At 54.7% G+C, this 18,125-nt stretch carries 15 protein-coding genes and 2 pseudogenes; all 17 read left to right on the top strand.

Annotated elements, in window-relative coordinates:
- Window positions 1-27: 27 nt before the first annotated feature.
- The 17 genes and pseudogenes from D3H35_RS28945 to D3H35_RS29010 all read left to right on the top strand — a co-directional run bounded on the left by D3H35_RS28945 (window position 28) and on the right by D3H35_RS29010 (window position 18,075).
- Complete coding sequence (locus D3H35_RS28945) at window positions 28-1,569, top strand: nucleoporin-interacting protein (RefSeq protein WP_119152551.1); 1,542 nt, start codon at window positions 28-30, stop codon at window positions 1,567-1,569.
- A 42-nt stretch (window positions 1,570-1,611) separates the two neighbouring features.
- Complete coding sequence (locus tag D3H35_RS28950; protein WP_119152552.1) at window positions 1,612-2,658, top strand: hypothetical protein; 1,047 nt, start codon at window positions 1,612-1,614, stop codon at window positions 2,656-2,658.
- A gap of 36 nt (window positions 2,659-2,694) precedes the next feature.
- Window positions 2,695-4,176 (top strand): stalk domain-containing protein, encoded by a 1,482-nt coding sequence (locus D3H35_RS28955; protein ID WP_119152553.1) that lies wholly within the window; start codon window positions 2,695-2,697, stop codon window positions 4,174-4,176.
- Window positions 4,177-4,268: 92 nt separating this feature from the next.
- A complete protein-coding gene (locus D3H35_RS28960) occupies window positions 4,269-5,183 on the top strand; it encodes an FTR1 family iron permease (protein WP_119152554.1) in 915 nt (304 codons plus the stop codon).
- A 6-nt stretch (window positions 5,184-5,189) separates the two neighbouring features.
- The gene (locus tag D3H35_RS31060; protein WP_158594346.1) at window positions 5,190-5,336 is read left to right on the top strand and encodes a hypothetical protein; all 147 of its coding nucleotides are present in this window, start codon (window positions 5,190-5,192) and stop codon (window positions 5,334-5,336) included.
- Between the two features lie 62 nt (window positions 5,337-5,398).
- Window positions 5,399-6,076 carry a response regulator transcription factor gene (locus D3H35_RS28965; RefSeq protein ID WP_119152555.1) on the top strand — a complete coding sequence of 226 codons (678 nt, stop codon included), beginning with the start codon at window positions 5,399-5,401 and terminating at the stop codon, window positions 6,074-6,076.
- A gap of 2 nt (window positions 6,077-6,078) precedes the next feature.
- The gene (locus D3H35_RS28970) at window positions 6,079-7,494 is read left to right on the top strand and encodes a sensor histidine kinase (protein WP_119152556.1); all 1,416 of its coding nucleotides are present in this window, start codon (window positions 6,079-6,081) and stop codon (window positions 7,492-7,494) included.
- An 18-nt stretch (window positions 7,495-7,512) separates the two neighbouring features.
- Window positions 7,513-7,728: a hypothetical protein gene (locus D3H35_RS33210; RefSeq protein WP_233568228.1), complete on the top strand. Its 216-nt coding sequence runs from the start codon at window positions 7,513-7,515 to the stop codon at window positions 7,726-7,728.
- Window positions 7,729-7,769: 41 nt separating this feature from the next.
- Window positions 7,770-8,597 (top strand): extracellular solute-binding protein, encoded by an 828-nt coding sequence (locus tag D3H35_RS28975; protein ID WP_325050185.1) that lies wholly within the window; start codon window positions 7,770-7,772, stop codon window positions 8,595-8,597.
- Window positions 8,598-9,003: 406 nt separating this feature from the next.
- Window positions 9,004-9,426 (top strand): hypothetical protein, encoded by a 423-nt coding sequence (locus tag D3H35_RS28980; RefSeq protein ID WP_119152557.1) that lies wholly within the window; start codon window positions 9,004-9,006, stop codon window positions 9,424-9,426.
- A gap of 447 nt (window positions 9,427-9,873) precedes the next feature.
- Window positions 9,874-10,644 carry an ABC transporter ATP-binding protein gene (locus D3H35_RS28985; RefSeq protein ID WP_119152558.1) on the top strand — a complete coding sequence of 257 codons (771 nt, stop codon included), beginning with the start codon at window positions 9,874-9,876 and terminating at the stop codon, window positions 10,642-10,644.
- Window positions 10,628-11,431 carry an ABC transporter permease gene (locus tag D3H35_RS28990; RefSeq protein ID WP_119152559.1) on the top strand — a complete coding sequence of 268 codons (804 nt, stop codon included), beginning with the start codon at window positions 10,628-10,630 and terminating at the stop codon, window positions 11,429-11,431. The genes D3H35_RS28985 and D3H35_RS28990 overlap by 17 nt, the downstream gene beginning before the upstream one ends.
- A gap of 58 nt (window positions 11,432-11,489) precedes the next feature.
- Window positions 11,490-12,032 (top strand): PhnD/SsuA/transferrin family substrate-binding protein, encoded by a 543-nt coding sequence (locus D3H35_RS28995; RefSeq protein WP_119152560.1) that lies wholly within the window; start codon window positions 11,490-11,492, stop codon window positions 12,030-12,032.
- Window positions 12,011-12,187: pseudogene (locus D3H35_RS35220) on the top strand (aliphatic sulfonate ABC transporter substrate-binding protein); the annotation flags it as partial. The gene D3H35_RS28995 and the pseudogene D3H35_RS35220, both read left to right, overlap by 22 nt.
- A 59-nt stretch (window positions 12,188-12,246) precedes the next feature.
- On the top strand, window positions 12,247-12,540 hold the full coding sequence (locus D3H35_RS33215; RefSeq protein WP_233568229.1) for a substrate-binding domain-containing protein: 294 nt from the start codon (window positions 12,247-12,249) through the stop codon (window positions 12,538-12,540).
- Window positions 12,541-12,787: 247 nt separating this feature from the next.
- Window positions 12,788-15,683, top strand: a pseudogene (locus D3H35_RS29005) (family 78 glycoside hydrolase catalytic domain).
- 136 nt (window positions 15,684-15,819) lie between these two features.
- Window positions 15,820-18,075, top strand: a complete 2,256-nt coding sequence (locus D3H35_RS29010; protein WP_119152562.1) for a glycoside hydrolase family 3 protein — start codon at window positions 15,820-15,822, stop codon at window positions 18,073-18,075.
- Window positions 18,076-18,125 lie beyond the last annotated feature (50 nt).

The raw sequence follows: 18,125 nt of genomic DNA on the forward strand, positions 1-18,125 counted from the left end.
TGTACCTAACAACGGGAGGGGCAGGAAATGCCGGTTCGAACCGTTCGGACGATCGCATTATCCGCTGCCGCAGTCGTCCTCATCGGACTTTGCGGCATCAATCTGGCATTCGGGAGTCCGTTCGTTCATTCCTGGGATGAAGTCGATTTCGCGTATGCGCTGGATCGCTACGATCTGCTCGCGATGCAGCCGCATTTTCCCGGGTACCCCTACTTTATTGCCGGAGCTGCGGCGATTCATCGCTGGATCGCCGATCCCGTACGCTCGCTGACCGTATTTAATGCGATGCTTGCGCTTAGCTCGTCCTTCCCAATCGCTCTGCTGGCGAGGAGATGGGTCGGAGCGATCCCTGCCTGGTGGGCCACCGTCTGGGTCGCAATGTCGCCTTACTTATGGCTTATGGGCTCAAGGGCGATGTCGGAATGCGCGGGGATCGCGGTTCTATGGTGGTACCTCTGGAGCGTTCGGGAGTCCGCGGATAAGCCGAGATCGGCTTGGAAACATATCGTTGCGGTTTCTCTGTTCGGCTTGCTGATGGGGATACGGCTCTCGTTCTTCCCGTTCGGAGTCGGGCTGGTATTGCTCTGGGCTCTTCGGTTCCGGAGTTACGGATCGCACGAAAACCGATTCGTCCGATTGGGGGCATGGGTCGTCGCCGCATCGGCCGCGCAGGCGGTCTGGATCGGCGGATTGATCATGTCCGAAGGGACGCCGGCCGGCTTCTGGAAGCTGTCCAAGGCGTTCGTAGCCGGCCATTTCTCGGAATGGGGCGGCGGCGTCGCAGCGACACGGATGCCGATTCTTGAGCGAATGGCAACGATTTTCGGCGATCACCTCATTGGCGATGTGCTGCTTAGCCGCTCGGTAGATCTTGGCATCTTCTATCTGATCTTGTTGGCCGCGATCGTATGGGGAGTGTGGACGCTGCGAGGTGAGCGCGCGGCTCGCCATCCCGAAATGACATACGCGATGTGGCTGGGAGTAGGCTTGGCAGCCTATGCAATCTGGGCGCTTCTCGGTCAGAACGTCGAGAAGCCGAGACATATCGCGCCGGTCGCGGGGCCGATTCTTCTGGCAATCTACATAGTGGCTGTTCGTTTAATCGGCAGGTTATGGCGGGCGTCAGCGGACAGGCGGGGGAGCCTGCGGGTCGTCGCGGCAGCAATCGGAATGACGCTCGCAGGAGTGTATGCGACAGAAGCGATTCACGGCTTCCAACTGCTGGAGAGGCAAGCGGCACAGAAGCCGGCCGTCTATCAACTGCACGATTACCTGTCATCCATGGAGCAACCGTTCGTTGTGTACACATGGGAAGAAACGAGGGTTCTCGGATATTTGGGCGCAAGCTACGAGCATCGGCGAATCGTCACCTTCGATTATTTTCGCGCACTGTCGGGCGCAGCTCCCGGCAGCCGCGTGCTGCTCACCGATCACGTGCTGAAGGGCTTTCTGTCGCAAAATCCAGAGGCAGGCGCTTACGTAAGACCGATTGCCCATTTTCGTTCGGAGTCGTTGTTCGAGCCGGTATACGCGGAAATCACATTGTATGAATGGAAAAAACCCGTTTAAGGATGCATGGTCATTCAAGATAACGAAAAGGAGAGTGTTGAAGTGCCCAGATGGCTTCGAAGCGGGCTGGCCGCGATTCTGTTTCTCGTATGGCTCGCGCCCGCTCAAGTATCGGCGTATTCCTACGGGGATGCCAACACGGAGGACGTAGCGGAAACGTTCAAGCTGATCGAATCGTCGCTTGGCGGAGCATCGGCGGATTGGAGCGCCGCGGCAGCCGCGCTGCAAACAAGACGATCGGAAATCAAATCTCATTTTGGCGAAGCGGTCGCGGTCACGCTCGACAAGAACGCGGAAGCGAAGGACGCCAAGCTTCTGATCGCGAATTTCAAAGCCGTTCTCGTCATGAATCTGGATCGCCGGTTTACGTATGCGAAGAAAGATCTGGGAGACTATGCGGGAGCGAAGCTGCTGCTGGCGAAAGCCAAAGCGACCTACGACGTCCTCGCTCCTTATTTGTCGTCAGGAACGGACGAAATCAATCAAGCTTTCGATGACGCTTTGGAAGCGCTCGGAAATCCCGGCTTGTTCGGAGTTGGCAAGAAAGAGGCCGATCCGGACGTTTTCAAGAAGAAGGTTGATTTTGTTTACGCGAAGGTCAAGCCGAGCTTCCCTTATAAAGCTTATGTCAAGCCAGTAGTAAAAGAGGAAGCGAAGCCTTCGCCGAGCAAAGAGCCGTCCGTCGCTTCTCCGGAGGTTAAGCCGGACAAGAAGCCAGCCGCGGCTACTAACGAAGCGGCCGCGACCGCGACACCGTCCGCGAGCCCAAGCGTGAGCCCAAGCCCGAGTCCGAGTCCGAGTGAATCGGCCGAAGCTCAGCCTTCCCCGTCGGCTTCGGCGAGCGCGGAACCTTCGCAGGAGGCTTCCGAACCGGAAGCTTCCGAGTCGCTTGCTCCGTCGGAGGACGCCGGAGCCGCAACGGCCGAAGCGGCAACCGAAGACCAGCCCTCTCAAGAGGCAAGCGCCGGGCATGCGCCGATGGAAAGATCGAACAAGACGAACGGCAAGGTTACCGTATTCGTTATCGGAGGCGTCGTAATTGTAGGCGGCGGCATCCTATGGTTCATTCGCAAAAAAGGTTGGATCTAAAAATCGAGATTGATCAAAAAAGGAGAGTTATTTTTCATGCGCAAGTTATTATCCATGGTTCTGAGCTTGACCCTCGTTTTCTCTTCCGTCTTCATGCTGGCTTCCGTCGTCAGCGCCGAATCCAAATTCAAGATTACCGAGGATGCGGATATCGCCGCGCGGATTCAAGCGTTTACGAGCATTAAGGCGCTCTTCACCGACAAGACGGACTTGGCGGCGGTTAAAGCCGCGTACGTCAGCCAATTTCAGACCGAAACGAAACGGATCGACGCTACGATCAAAGCCGACGATCCGAAAATCGACGAGAACGTCGTCTTCGTGCTGGATAACGCGATCAAAGGCTCGCTGAATGTGAACCAAGCCAAGCAAGCGGTAGACAAAGGCTTGCAATGGTACTTCTACTTCGCCTTGCGCGATCTGATCAGCAACAAAGTAAGACCCGCTCTGGCGAAGGAAGACTACGCGACCGCCAAGACGGAGTTCGGCAAAGTCGTGCAAATCTACGAAGGTGTCATCCAAAGCACGGTTTCCAAGCGCGACGCTTCCTACGGCCTCGATATGGTTGGCATTCTCAAAGGAACGATCGAGCAGCTGCTCAAGGATATCGACGATAAGAACGTGAACGACTTCAACGTACATCGCCAAGTACTGGACAAAACGATTATCAAGACGTATGCGCTTGCTACGTTCACTTACGCGACGAACATTCCGACGAAGCCTGCCGCGGATCAGCCGGCTGCCGTCACAGAAGGCTACTTCCTCTTCCTGCCCGTCTATACGTACTTGAGAGGCGGCAGCGTGGAAGACGCGAACTATGTGCTGAACGCGTTCGCTTCCGGCGACGCTTCCAAAGTCGATACGGCCAAAATCAAAGCCGCTCTGCAACGCACGATGATCGGCAAAGTGTCCGAATACGTAACGAACGCATACGTCAAATTGGCTGCAGGAGACTTGCAAGGAGCCCGCGGCTATGCGATGGAAGGGAACATGTTCTTGTCTACGCAAGAAGCATTCATGACTAAAGATGAGTATGCGGCGGCTTCCGGCTTCGCGCAGCAATTCGCGGACGCGGTCGACCGTTCGGACTTGAATGCCGCAAAAGCCGCTTCGTTCCAAATGCTGAAATATCTCGCTCCAAAAGACGGCATTCAGCTTACGCTCGGCGACAAAAACTATACGGTCGACGGTCAAACCCGCACGGCTGCAAGCGCGCCATACATCAATAAAAAGACGTATCGCACGCTCGTTCCGGTACGCTTGATAGCCGATGCAATCAACGCTGAAGTTTCCTACGACAACACAACGAAAACGGTCAAAATCGTCAAGGACGGAAAAACGACCGAACTGAAGGTCGGTTCCGATACGATCGTACAGGACGGCAAAGTTAATGAGACGGTTAAGCTGGATCAGCCGGTCGTGCTGGAAAAAGGCAGCTCGTTCATCCCGCTGCGCGCTGTCGCCGAGCTGTTCGGCAAAGGCGTGTTCAACGACAAGCAGTCGATTATCATTCTTCGATAACGCAACGCATAACGAAGCCACAGGGGACGCCTGCGCCTAACCGCGCAGGTGTTTTCCGCCCTTATTTTCCAAGTGAAGGATGAGAAAATCGCATGGGCTTGCAATCCTTTCTTATTACGTTCCGCGAGGCGTTCGAAGCAATTCTGATCGTGGGCGTCATCTTGACTTACTTAAAGAAAATCGGCCAAACGAAATGGAACAAATGGGTGTGGGTCGGCGTCCTGCTCGCAATCGTGGCCAGCTACGGCGTCGCTTTGCTGTTCCAAACGGTATTGACCGGCTTCTCGACGATGGGCAGCCAGAACTACTTGAAGATCGGAATCATGCTCGTATCCAGCGTTCTGCTTTCGCATATGGTGCTGTTCATGAGCCGGCAGAGCCGCGATATGCAAGGGGAGGTCGAGAACAAGGTCGCGGCGATTTTGACCGTTGGCGGCGCGCTTAACATGATCCTCCATTCGTTTCTCGTCGTTGTGCGGGAAGGCGTCGAGACCGTGTTTTTTTTCGCGGCCATAACGGGAGGGGATATCCAGCGGGCGCTGCAAAGCAAGGGGGCGTTGTACGGGCTCCTGCTTGCGTTGATCATAGGCTATTTTTTCTTCAAGGGGACGAGAAGAATTCCGTTAAAAGCGTTCTTTCGGATCACAAGCGTTTTCCTGTTAATGATTGCCGGAGGCTTGATCGTTCAGGCGGTCGGCATTATGCAGGATATCGGAATGATGGGCACGTTGTACCGGACTCCGGGCGGCGAGATCGGGGAACTATACAATATAACGGCGTTTATGCCCGAGCATCCGCTGGACGAGACGCAATATATTCGGGATACCGGCGAGCATCCGCTTATTAACGGTCAGGTCGGCATCTTTTTCAAGGCGTTCCTCGGCTATACTCAGAATCCGTCGGTGGAGGAATTTGCCCTTTATTGGGGTTTTTATCTGGTTCTCTTTATTTTGCTGGGCGTGCAAAAGAAAAAGGATGAGAAACGGCAAACATCACGAGGAGCGTGAGCAACGATGAAGGTTGGAATTGTAGGCTTCGGCCATGTCGGAAAAGCGATGAACCAATTGTTCCCGGAGGCGGCGATCTGCGACGAACCGTCGGGCTGCTTAACGCCGTTTCGCAACACAACGATCGTTTTGTCGAAAACAAGTATTGAATAGGGCGTCATTCTCGATTAAAATGAACTTAAAAATGATAATCATTCTCAATATTGAGGGTTCCGATGAAAAAGATACTGCTCATCGAAGATGAAAAAAATATGTCGCGGTTCATCGAGCTAGAGCTTCGCTACGAATCCTTCGCGGTAACGACCGCATCCGAAGGAAACGCAGGGCTTCAGTTCGCGCTGGCGGAAGATTGGGACATCATCCTTCTCGATCTCATGCTTCCCGGAATCGACGGTCTTGAAATATGCCGCAGAGTTCGCTCGATCAAATACACTCCGATCATTATGCTTAGCGCCAAAGACAGCGTAACCGACCGGATAACGGGACTCGACTGCGGAGCGGACGACTACTTGCCCAAGCCCTTCGCCATCGGCGAGCTGCTGGCGCGCATGAGAGTCGTATTCCGAAGACAGCGCGAAATTCAAGGCGAGCGACTGCCCGTCCTTTCGTTCCAGGGACTGAGTCTGGACCCGAACACCCGTCTCGTCCTCCGTGAAGGGGAGTCTATCGATTTGACCAAACGAGAATACCACCTGCTGGAGGTTTTCCTTGGCAACGTTAACCGGGTGCTCGATCGCGAGACGCTGCTCGATAAAGTATGGGGCTTCGAGACGGCCGTCGACACGAACGTCGTGGATACGTACGTCCGGTATTTGCGACGGAAGATCGATTTGGCGGGTCAGCCTAGCTACATTCAGACGTTAAGGGGCATTGGATACGTGATGAGAAAATGAGAATGCGGCGATGGACGAGCGTCTTCTCGCGAATGCCCATTAAAATCAAGCTGACGCTGGGGTCGGCGGTATTGCTGGCGCTTCTGTTCGCGGGCTACAATGCGCTTCAATATTTGATCATGGAGAAATGGATCATAAATCGCGAGAAGGACGCGGCTCATCGGAGCATGAACGGCATTCTCAATTATTTTCTCGAACGGGAATCGGGCTTCACGGCCGACGAGCTTCCCGACATCCGGCACTACTTGGAGAAAGTGAACCGCGACGATCAACGGATTCGGATTATCGACGCAAGCGGCGTTCCGATTCTAACCGTTACCGATCAGTTGTCCGAGACATGGCTGGAACCCGTATCCTCCGCTCACGAGCAGTTGGCGATCGCCCGGGACAACGAGCATTCCGCGTTAATACTGAGAAGCCCGCTAACGATATTCGAATTCGAAGGCACCGTCGAAATCGTGAAAAGCATGGATGAGTTCGAGGAACTGACGGCGGCGATATCCAAGGTTATGTACTTGTTCGCAATAGCTGCCGTCGGCCTGAGCGTTCTGGTCGGGTGGCTGTTATCCTGGAGACTGCTGAAGCCGCTGCAAGCGATGGCCCTCACGCTGCGCGGAGTGAGAGACAAAGGGCTGCAAGAGCGGATGGTTCCGGCCTCCAACGGCGATGAAATCGCAACGCTCATGCACTTATTCAATGAAATGATGGACAAGGTGGAAGAGTCGTTCCGCCAACAAAGCCGGTTCGTGGAAGACGCTTCCCATGAGCTGCGAACTCCTATCGCCATCATTGAAGGCCATCTAGGCCTGCTGCAACGTTGGGGTAAAGAAAACCCTGAAGTATTGGAAGAATCGCTTGAGGCTTCGCAGCAGGAGTTCGCAAGACTGAAGGGACTTGTTCAGGAGCTGCTTGCCCTTTCCCGCGCCGAGAAGATGACGCTCGTTCAAGATTCGGCGCCGATGAGGCCGAAGGACGAAATTCAGGCTATCGTGAAGAGGGTCGCTCTTATTTTTCCGGCATTCAAGCTGTTGACGGATCTGGAGGCGGTCTCGAATGCGAGACTTGCGATGTCCGGCGCGCATTTGGAGCAAATATTGCTCATCGTGCTCGATAACGCCGTGAAATATTCTTATCGGAGCAACGAAATTCTAATCGGGGCGGACCTGCGGGACGATCGGGTTCATATTCATGTGACGGATTACGGCATCGGCATTCCGGCCAAGGATTTGCCCTTGGTAACGAATCGGTTCTATCGGGTGGACAAAGCAAGAAGCAGAGAGTTGGGCGGCAATGGGCTCGGTCTCGCGATTGCGATGCGGCTGGTCGAACGCTATCAAGGGACGCTTGCTATCCGAAGTCAGGAATCGGTTGGAACGACGGTAACTATTATACTGCCTTTGTTGCCTAATGACGCTTAATACCGGGAGGGATTTGTTTTGAGACGGATGATGTTGATCGCCGCAATATTGCTAATCTTAGCAGGTTGCGATAGCGGCGGGTCCGAACGCGAACCGCAGCGGAATGCGCCTGAGAGCCGCGCGATCGCAGAGCGGGAAATAGCGGCCGCAGGCAAATCGGTAACGGTATTTACGGCACGTCATTACACGGCGGATGAAGCGGTATTCGAAGCATTCACGAAAAAACCGGGATAAAGGTCAACGAGGTAAAAGGGACGGCGGAGGAACTGATCGGATTGATGAAGCGGGAAGGCGCGGTTTCGGAAGCGGATTTGTTCTTTACGGTGGACGGAGGCGTTCTGAACGAGGCGAAGCGGCAACAGGTATTGAAGCCTATGCAATCGGCCGTATTGGATGACAACGTCCCCGCCAGGTGGCGCGATCCGGAGCATTACTGGATCGGCGTGGCGACCCGCGCGCGAGTCATCGTCTACGCCAAGGATCGGGTGAAGCGCGAGGAGCTTTCGACTTACGAAAGCTTGACGGACGCGAAATGGAAGGGCCGAATTCTCGTTCGTTCCTCGTCAAGCCTGTACAACCAATCTTTGCTCGCTTCCTTCATCGCCTTGAACGGAGAGGGGCGTGCGGCAAGCTGGGCGCGGGGCATTGCAGAAAACATGGCTCGGGCTCCCAAGGGCGGCGACCGGGAGCAAGCGATGGCGATTGCGGAAGGGATTGGAGACATCGCCATTATGAATACCTATTATGTCGGGCAGCTGTCCGTATCCGAAGATTCGCAAGAAGCGCGCATTCCGGATGGCTTGGGCGTCTTTTTTCCCGATCAGGAGACCGGCGGGACGCACGTCAATATTAGCGGAATCGGCCTGGCGCTTCACGCAAAGAACGAAGACAACGCGCGCAAGCTCGTGGAGTTCATGACCGGCACCGAAGGACAGACGTTACTGTCGAGCGAAAGCTTCGAATACCCGGTCAACCCGAAGGCCGCCATTCCCGACCTGCTTCGTTCGTGGGGGACATTCAAGGCTCAGTCGCTCGATTTTGCCAAGCTTGCCAACAATCGGGAGAAGGCGATTGCTTTATTTGGGCAGGCCGGGTGGAAGTGATTGTTGGGGAGTTTTCATTATGTTCGTGACGAGATTATGGAACTCCACTCGCATGAACGGCTTGAGAAGCGAACGTTTGTATGAAAAATCATACAAAAGGGACAGATTTGACTCCGCGAGCGGACATTTTGTATGAATAATCGTACAAACCATCCTCATCTTCGTCGAAAGCGGCACGAATGGCTGAGAGATGACTCGTCAGGATCTTCTTTGGTATGCAACAGATGCAAGTGTAAATCCTTAAAATCAGGGCTTGTTATCCATTACCTTCATTGAAGGCGTGGCTAGCAAGTCCTATCTTTTTAGCTAGAGGATCGCTAAAATCTGTAGATAAAAAAGGAAAAAAAGGATTTAATAGAATATATCAAGCGTGCATGAAACCATATTTAAGAGGGAGGCACTCTCTATGAACAAGGGGCTATTGAAGATTTTTGCAATTCTTACGCTCGTATTTTCTTTTGTAAATCAGCCTGCAACGGCTGCCGTTAAGACGATTAAGGTAAAGGTCAGTCTTGTAAGCGTCGAACTGATTGAGAATAATCATGTCGGCAACGAGTGGTATACAAGCGGCTCTGTCAATGGAAAAGAAATTGTGGAAGGCTCTTCGGTGATTCTAAAGTTAAAGCCTGCTGAAAGCGTCAAGTTGAGGGCCTATGCCGAAGAACAGGACAAAATACCCGATTCGGGGTCGTCCGACTCTTCGATAAAGGCATCGTCCATTTCAAAAAAGATAAGCAAAGCGTTAACCGTTACCGTCACCGAAAATAGGGGGCGTTATTCGGGGAATACGGCAAATTGGAAATTCGTATTTGAAATTCAGAAACAGTAGCTTAGTCGCTTAAAGGGGCAATAACAACTCGAATTTTTAGTGAACTAAAGTACTATTTTATTAGATTAATTATTTAGGATGTAGTTGTCGATCTTCGTCGTAATTTCATAATAAATAGCGGATATAGTTTATTAAGACTTCGATTAAACTATTGGATTAGTCTAATTAAATCGAATAACAAATATATTTGTTGACTCATGTATACTTGAATAGTATTATAAATCCCAAGAATAAAAGAGAGCGTGCCGACCAGATGAATGGAGGTCTTCTTTCCTGCCAAGGAAGAGGCCTCTTTTATTTTGTTCCAGACTTCATTGTCATGTCAGGAGGATGAGAAGCATTTGCGCACAAGTGCATTGAAATGAAAGAAGATCGCTCGTCGTATGCCGTCACAATCGAAAACGTGAGAATGGGCGCAAGCTCTTCATTCACGGCGGATGTACCGACATGTCCACAGCTTTGCTGCAAGTAAACAACGTAAGCAAATCGTTTCGTTCCGCGGGAAAAGCTGCGCCGGTATTGGAGCGTCTGCAATTGACGGTGAACCGGGGAGAAATCGTATCCGTCATCGGACCGAGCGGATGCGGCAAAAGCACCCTGCTCAAAATAGTCGCGGGCTTGGACGTCGACTTCGAAGGGGAAGTGCTTTTGGAAGGAACGAGGATCACGAGAGCGTCCCGGGAAAAAGGGTTTATTTTTCAGGAGCATCGATTGTTCCCTTGGCTGACGGTGGAAGGCAACATCGCGGCCGATCTGTCTTTGCGGGACCCGGATGTCCGCTTGCGGGTGAATGAATTGATCGAGCTAGTGAAACTAAAAGGCTTCGAGAAAGCGTACCCCAGGCAGCTGTCCGGAGGGATGTCGCAACGAGTAGCCATCGCCCGGGCTCTTCTGCGCAACCCAAAGGTGCTGCTTCTCGACGAGCCTTTCGGCGCGCTGGATGCGTTCACAAGAAGCCATTTGCAGGAGGCTCTTCTGGACATTTGGCGCGAGCATCGCACGACGATGCTGTTCGTTACCCACGATATTGACGAAGCGCTGTTTCTGTCCAACAGAGTCGTCATTATGGATTCGCGCCCCGGACGCATCAAGCAAATCGTTCCGGTTGAGCTGTTGATTCCGCGCGACCGTTCGAGCGTCGCATTCCAACACCTGCGAACGCATGTTTTGCGAACTTTGGAGCATAAGGAGCCGGAAGAAGATGATTGGGAAATTTAATCTTTTCGCATCCGGCAAGCGTTCGTCAGTCGGCAAAAAGGTAGTGCTGGGAAGCGTCATTCCGATACTGATTGTGTCTGTCTGGCAATATCTCAGCTCGAACGGCATCGTTGACGCGATTCTGTTTCCCGCCCCGTCGACGATATTGAACAGCTTTTACGAGATGATCGTGTCCGGTGAATTGATCGACCATTTGAAAATCAGCGTCGTTCGAGCGATGCTCGGGTTTTTGCTTGGCGGAAGCCTCGGGCTGCTGGCCGGTCTTGTCGTCGGGATGTTCGTCCGGGCCGAGGAGCTGCTTGACCCGACGATGCAAATGCTTCGGACGATCCCGCTGCTGGCGCTTACTCCGCTGTTCATCCTATGGTTCGGCTTGGGGGAAACGTCCAAAGTGCTGTTGATAGCGTTCGGCGCTTTTTTCCCGTTATACGTGAACGCGTTTCTCGGAGTCCGCAACGTGGACGCCAAGCTGTTCGACGTCGCCAAGGTGCTGGAGTTCAACCGGTTTCGGCAAATAACCCGTCTTGTGCTGCCGGCCGCCATGCCGAACGTGCTGCTTGGGCTGCGATTGTCGCTCAGCGTGTCATGGCTCTTGCTGGTCGTGGCGGAATTAATGGGTGCGAGCCGCGGCGTCGGTTTTTTGATTCAAGATGCCCGGACCTTCGTTAGGACGGATGTCGTATTTATCGGTATTTTCTTATTTGCGGCAGCGGGCAAGCTCACGGATTCGCTGGTGCGCATGCTGGAGCATTGGCTGTTGAAATGGCAGGACAGCTATAAAGGCTAGAGCTTGCCGAACGGAAGCAAAAAGCAACGGAAGCTAATCTAATGGAGGCCAAACAAGAATGAAAAGCAGAATCGGATGGATAGTGAGCGTAATGCTGGCAATAACGGTTTTTCTGGCCGCATGCTCCGAGAAAGAGTCGAATAGCGCAAATAGCGCAAAAAATACTAATACCAATACCGCCCAATCTTCCCAAACCCCTCAGCAAGCCGACAAAGTAACGGTCAACATCGGTCTCCAGCAATCGCTCGATCCGATGCGCGTAACGAAAGAGAAACGGTTTTTCGAGGAGGAGTTCGCTAAGCTGGGAGCCAAGGTCAACTGGCTGGAATTTCAAAGCGGCGCTCTCTATTTTGAGGCGATGGCAGCCAAGCGGCTTGATTTGGGGCTGGCGGCGAGCGCGCCCGTCGTTGTCGGACAAGCGGCAAATATCGATTTCAAGATCATCGCATTGACGACGGACGGCTTGAACGACAGCTCGCTCCTTGTATCCAAAAATAGCAGCATCAAGAGCTTGCAGGATTTGAAAGGGAAAAAAGTGGCGGTAGCCCGGGAAGCAGCGCCTGGTATTTTCTATATAAAGTGCTCGATGCGGCTTCCTTAAAGCCGTCCGATCTGGAAATCGTCTATTTGGAGCCGAACGAAGCTCAGCCCGCCTTCGATGGCGGCTCTGTCGACGCTTGGGCCATATGGGACCCCCTTCTGACGAGCGAGATTCAGCAGAAGGAAGCCCGCGTGCTGATCGACAACAAGCAGGTCAATGCGATCAGTCCGATTTTTGCGCTGGCCAGATCGGAATTTGCGGAGAAGCATCCGAATTGGTCGTCGCTTTCTTGCAGACGTACGAGAAGGGCCGGAAGTGGTACTACGATCATCATGACGAAGCTGCCGACATTTTGGCCACATTCAAAAAAATGGAAAAGCCGTTTGTCAGCGAAGTAATGAATCATATCAATCGGATCAATCAGCCGGTGGACGCCAAATATATTCAAGCCCATCAGACGATTGCCGATTTCCTGTTCGAGCATCAGGTCATCAAGCAGAAGGTCGATGTCTCGAAAATCGTGGACAACTCGTATTTTGAGAAAAGCGGCATAGGAAGCGGCAAGTAGCCGTCTAACTTGAGCCCGTTAGTAACGATTTGCATAATGCGGTGCCGATCCATCCTTTCGCCATTCGGGCGGAAGGGTGGATTTTTTTGCGTAAACTATGCAGATCAGCCGTGGGTCCATCATCGCCTGCACATTCAATATAGTCGGCAAAACGAAAAAAAGAGGTCGTCATAGTGGAAGTGGCGCTCGGAGAGCTTCGCTAAAATGAGGGTAGAGGTTATTATCGCAACTTGGAGGGGACGCACGCATGGCGGCACTGCGCATCTATAGCTTGACTGCGGAATATCGGAAGGACTTGCTCGGGACGGACGTCCCATGTCCAAGAATGAGCTGGAAGCTTGAATCGGACTTTCGTTCGACGGTTCAAGAATCGTATCGCATTCAAGTGGCCGAAGGCCGGGAGGATTTTGCAAATCCGGTGTGGGACAGCAGGCGCGTAACGTCGGACGAAAGCTTGCATATCCCTTATGGCGGGCCTGCGCTGGCGTCCGGACGCGCTATTATTATCGAATCAAAGCTTGGGACGGCTTCGGACGCGAGTCCGAGTGGAGCGAGTCGGCGTGGTGGGAGACCGCTTTTCTGGAGTCGGACGAGTGGAAGGCCGAATGGATCTCACCGGACCCGGAGGCGATCGCCCCCGATTCGGAGCCGGCGTTCCTGCTGCGCAAGCCGTTCGATCTGAGCCGAGGGGATATCGTTTCGCGCGAGTATACGCCACGGCGGCTGGCGTGTACGAGCTTTACTTGAACGGGAGAAAAGTCGGCGATGAGGAAATGGCCCCGGGCTGGACCAGCTACCGCAAGCGGCTTCAATATCAAACATACGACGTGACCGAGCAGCTTCGAGAAGGGGAAAACGCGCTGGCGGTCTCGGTGGCGAACGGCTGGTACAAGGGACGGCTGGGCTGGGAAAACAAATCCAATCACTACGGCGACCGAAGAGCCGTTCTTGTTCAATTGCATATTCGCTGCGGCGATGGAACGGAGACGGTCATCGCAAGCGATTCGTCCTGGAAGGCTTCGACGGGACCTATTCGGTTATCTGAAATTTACGACGGAGAAATTTACGACGCCCGTCTTGAGCAGCGCGGCTGGAGCGACGCGGGTTTTGACGACTCGTCTTGGATTCCGGCAGTCGCGATCGAGCTTCCATTCGCCAATCTGGTCGCCCAAGAGAACGTGCCGACGCGGGTGACGGAGCTCGTGAAGCCGATCGCCGCCATCGCAACTCCCGAAGGGGACGCGGTTCTCGATATGGGGCAAAATATGGTCGGGCGCATTCGTTTTTTCGGTCACGGCGCCGGCAGGTACCGAGATCAAGCTGACGCATGCCGAAGTGCTCGACAAAGATGGAAATTTCTACAGAGGCAACATTCGGACGGCCAAACAGACGGTTGTCTATATAGCCAAAGGTGAAGGAACGGAAACGTATGCCCGCATTTTACTTTTCAGGGCTTCCGGTACGTGAAGGTGGAAGGGTTCCCTGAACAGCCGGGCGAATTGCCGCTGGACGCGTTTGTCGGCGAAGTTCTTCATTCGGACATGGAGCCGACCGGAGCGTTCGAATGCTCCGACGAAATGGTCAACCGTCTGCAACGGAACATCGTCTGGGGACAGAGAGGCAATTTCCTCGACGTGCCAACCGACTGCCCGCAACGGGATGAGCGTCTCGGCTGGACGGGGGATGCCCAGGTGTTCGCGGGTACGGCCTTGTTCAACTATAACGGCGGAGCTTTCTTTACCAAGTGGCTGCGCGACCTGCAAGCCGATCAACTCCCAGACGGCGGTGTGCCGTTCGTCGTTCCGAACATCATTCAAGGCTATTCCTCCGCAGCCTGGGGCGACGCGGCGACGGTCATTCCGTGGGCGGTGTACGCCAGCCTCGGGGACAAGCGCCTGCTGGCCGAGCAATACGGCAGCATGAAGGGCTGGGTCGACTATATTCGTTCTCAGGGCGAGCGCGAGCATATTTGGAACACCGGCTTTCATTTTGGCGATTGGCTCGCTTTGGATGCGAAGGAAGGCAGCTATATGGGCGCGACGCCTAACCATATGGTGACGGCGGCTTACTTCGCGCTTTCCTCCCGGATCGTAAGGGATACGGCGGGTGTGCTCGGCTATGCGGACGATGAGGCATATTACGGAGAGCTTGCCGAGCGAGTAGCGGCGGCGTTCCGCGACGAATTCATTACGCCGAACGGCCGGGTGGCCGCCCAGACGCAAACCGCGCACATTCTCGCACTTGTGTTCGACTTGGTCGACACGAAAGATCGCGCTAGAATAGCGAAGGATTTGAACGAGCTCATCGTCGACAACGATTACCACCTGACGACCGGGTTCGTAGGTACGCCGTACCTTTGCTTCGCGCTGTCGGACAACGGCTATCACGAGACGGCCGTCAAGCTGCTGCTGCAGAAGACGTATCCGTCCTGGCTGTATTCGGTGTCCAAGGGCGCGACGACGATCTGGGAGCATTGGGACGGCATCAAGCCGGACGGCTCGTTCTGGAGCGACGATATGAATTCGTTCAATCATTACGCTTACGGCGCTGTAGGAGAATGGATGTACCGCCGAATAGCGGGACTGTCTCCGGACGGCGCGAAGCCGGGCTATAAGCGAATTCGGATAGAGCCTGACTTCACGGGAGGACGATTGAGCTATGCCCGCGCAGCCTATGAATCGATGTACGGCAAGGTTGAAGCCGGATGGGGATTCAAAGACGGACAGGCGGAGGTTTATGCGACAGTGCCAGCGAACGCTTCGGCCACCATTCTTCTGCGAGGGGCGGTTATAGACGGAGTTGCGGTCGACGGAATCGATCTCGCGGGCGCGCAAGGCATTTTGTCTTATCGGCAACAGCCGGAAGGAGTCCTGATCGAGGTGGGATCGGGGCATTACGTTTTCGCGTTCGCCCGACCGAAGTCGTCCTATCGCACGTACTCGGCCGACATGCGTCTGGGCGAGCTCGTGCAGTGGGACGCGGCCAAGCGGGTATTGGATCGCCATGCTCCCGGCTTCTCGGAGCAATTGGGCCACCTGCGCAATATGCCGCTCGGCATGGCTGCGAACGGCCCGATGGGCAGCGCTCTCTCGAAGGAGCAATACGAGGCGATTGCCGGAGAGCTCTCTTCTCTTCGCGAATAGCCGAATTGTTCGACCGCCACAGCGTAAATCGGCGCTGTGCGGAAGGCATCTTCGCGTTCTGAACGGTCTGGCATTAAAAGAGCTGCGGGGAGCCGTTCGAGACGGTCTCCCTTCATGACTTGCGGAGGGGAAACGGATGAAGACAATGGGCAAAAAAGCGGCCATTCGATACGCACGCAACGAGCGAGGGCCGACGCTGGGGTATTCCGAAGCGTCGGGCGTTCGCCTTCTATACGAAGACGGCTTGGCATTCAAGGATTTGAACAAGGACGGCAAGCTTGATCGTTACGAGGATTGGCGATTGTCTCCGGAGGAGAGGGCCAAGGATCTCGCGTCCAAAATGACGATCGAGCAGATCGCCGGTCTGATGCTGTACAGCAGCCACCAAGCGATTCCCGGCAATTTGAATTGGTTTCCGGCCACTTACGGCGGTCAGTTTTTCGAGGCTAGCGGCGCGGCGCCGGGCGACTTGTCCGACCAGCAGCTGTCATTCGTGGCGAACGACCATATTCGCCACATTCTGATCACGCGCATTCAGGATCCGGCAACTGCCGCGCTTTGGAATAATAACGTTCAGGCTTATGCCGAAAGCTTGGGCTTTGGCATTCCCGCCAATAACAGCTCCGATCCCCGCCATAGCTCGGACACGTCCAAGGAATTCAACGCGGGCGCAGGCGGCGCGATTTCGATGTGGCCGGAGAGCATGGGACTGGCCGCCGCTTTCGATCCGGCCGTTGCCCGGAAGTTCGGCGAAGTCGCGGCGAAGGAATACCGCGCGCTCGGCCTTGCTACCGCGCTGTCGCCGCAAGTCGACATCGCCACCGACCCGAGGTGGTACCGCTTCGGCATGACTTTCGGAGAGGACCCGCAGCTGGCTGCGGATATGGCGAGAGCGTATATTGACGGGTTCCAGACGTCGGAGGGGGAAGCCGAAATCGCGGACGGCTGGGGCTGCGACAGCGTCAATGCGATGGTGAAGCATTGGCCGGGCGGAGGCTCGGGCGAAGCGGGACGGGACGCGCACTTCGGCTACGGCAAATATGCCGTCTATCCGGGCGGCAACTTCGACGAGCATCTCGTTCCTTTCACGGAAGGGGCGTTCCGATTGGCAGGCAAGACCGGACAAGCTTCCGCCATCATGCCTTACTACACGATTTCCGTCGGACAGGATTCGAAAAACGGCGAGAACGTCGGCAATTCGTACAACGAGTACCTCATTAACGATTTGTTGCGCGGACGATACGGTTATGACGGAGTCGTATGCACGGACTGGGGGATTACCGCCGACGAAGGCGAAGACATATCGAGGCTGTTCCCCGGCGGACGCTGCTGGGGCGTGGAAGAAGGCTATTCGGTTGCCGAGCGCCATTACAAGCTCATCATGGCCGGAGTGGATCAATTCGGAGGCAACAACGAGATCGGGCCGGTCATCGAGGCCTACAACATTGGAGCCAGGAAGCACGGGGAATCGTTCATGCGCCTAAGGTTCGAGCAATCGGCGGTAAGGCTGCTGAAAAACATGTTCCGGCTGGGCCTGTTCGAGAACCCTTACTTGGAAGCGGATGTTACGACAGCAACCGTCGGCCAAGCCGAGTTCATGGAAGCGGGCTATGAAGCGCAGCTGCGTTCGATTGTCATGCTGAAAAACGAGGGAGTTCTTCCGGTCGCAAGAAAGAAAACCGTCTATATTCCGAAAAGATCGCTTCCCGCCGACACCGACTGGATGGGGATGCCGATTCCGCCTTCGGAGTCTTATCCGATTCATCTCGATGTCGTGAAAAAATATTTCGCAGTAACCGACCGACCCGAGGAAGCGGACTTCGCTCTGGTCTGCATCGAAAGCCCTCGCTCGACGAAGGGCTACAGCAAGGCTGACGCGGAGGCGGGCGGCAACGGCTATGTGCCGATTAGCCTTCAATACGCTCCCTATACCGCCGAGTACGCCCGCGAGACGAGCTTGGCCGGCGACGCTCGCGACGTGCTGAACCGATCGTACAAGGGGAAATCGGTTACTGTCTCGAACGCAGGCGACCTCGATGCCGTACTGAGAACGAAGAGGCTAATGAACGGAAAGCCGGTAGTCGTATCCATTCTGCTGTCCAACCCCGCCGTTCTGGCGGAATTCGAGCGCGAAGCCGACGCCATAGTCGCCCACTTCGGCGTTCAGGATCAGGCGATTCTCGATATTTTGTCCGGCGGGTTCGAGCCGCAAGCCCTGCTCCCGTTTCAGTTGCCCGCTAGCATGAAGACGGTAGAAGAGCAACTCGAGGATGTGCCGCACGATATGGAAGCGTACGTGGATTCGGTCGGGCATGCTTACGATTTTGCCTACGGGCTGAATTGGAACGGCGTCATTCGGGACGCAAGAACGGACAAATACGCGAAGAAGTAAGGGAGAGCCAGATACGGTTCGATGCGATCCGGCTTCGCATTGGCTGAGCA

Source organism: Cohnella faecalis, assembly GCF_003570905.1.
GTDB classification, from domain to species: domain Bacteria; phylum Bacillota; class Bacilli; order Paenibacillales; family Paenibacillaceae; genus Cohnella; species Cohnella faecalis.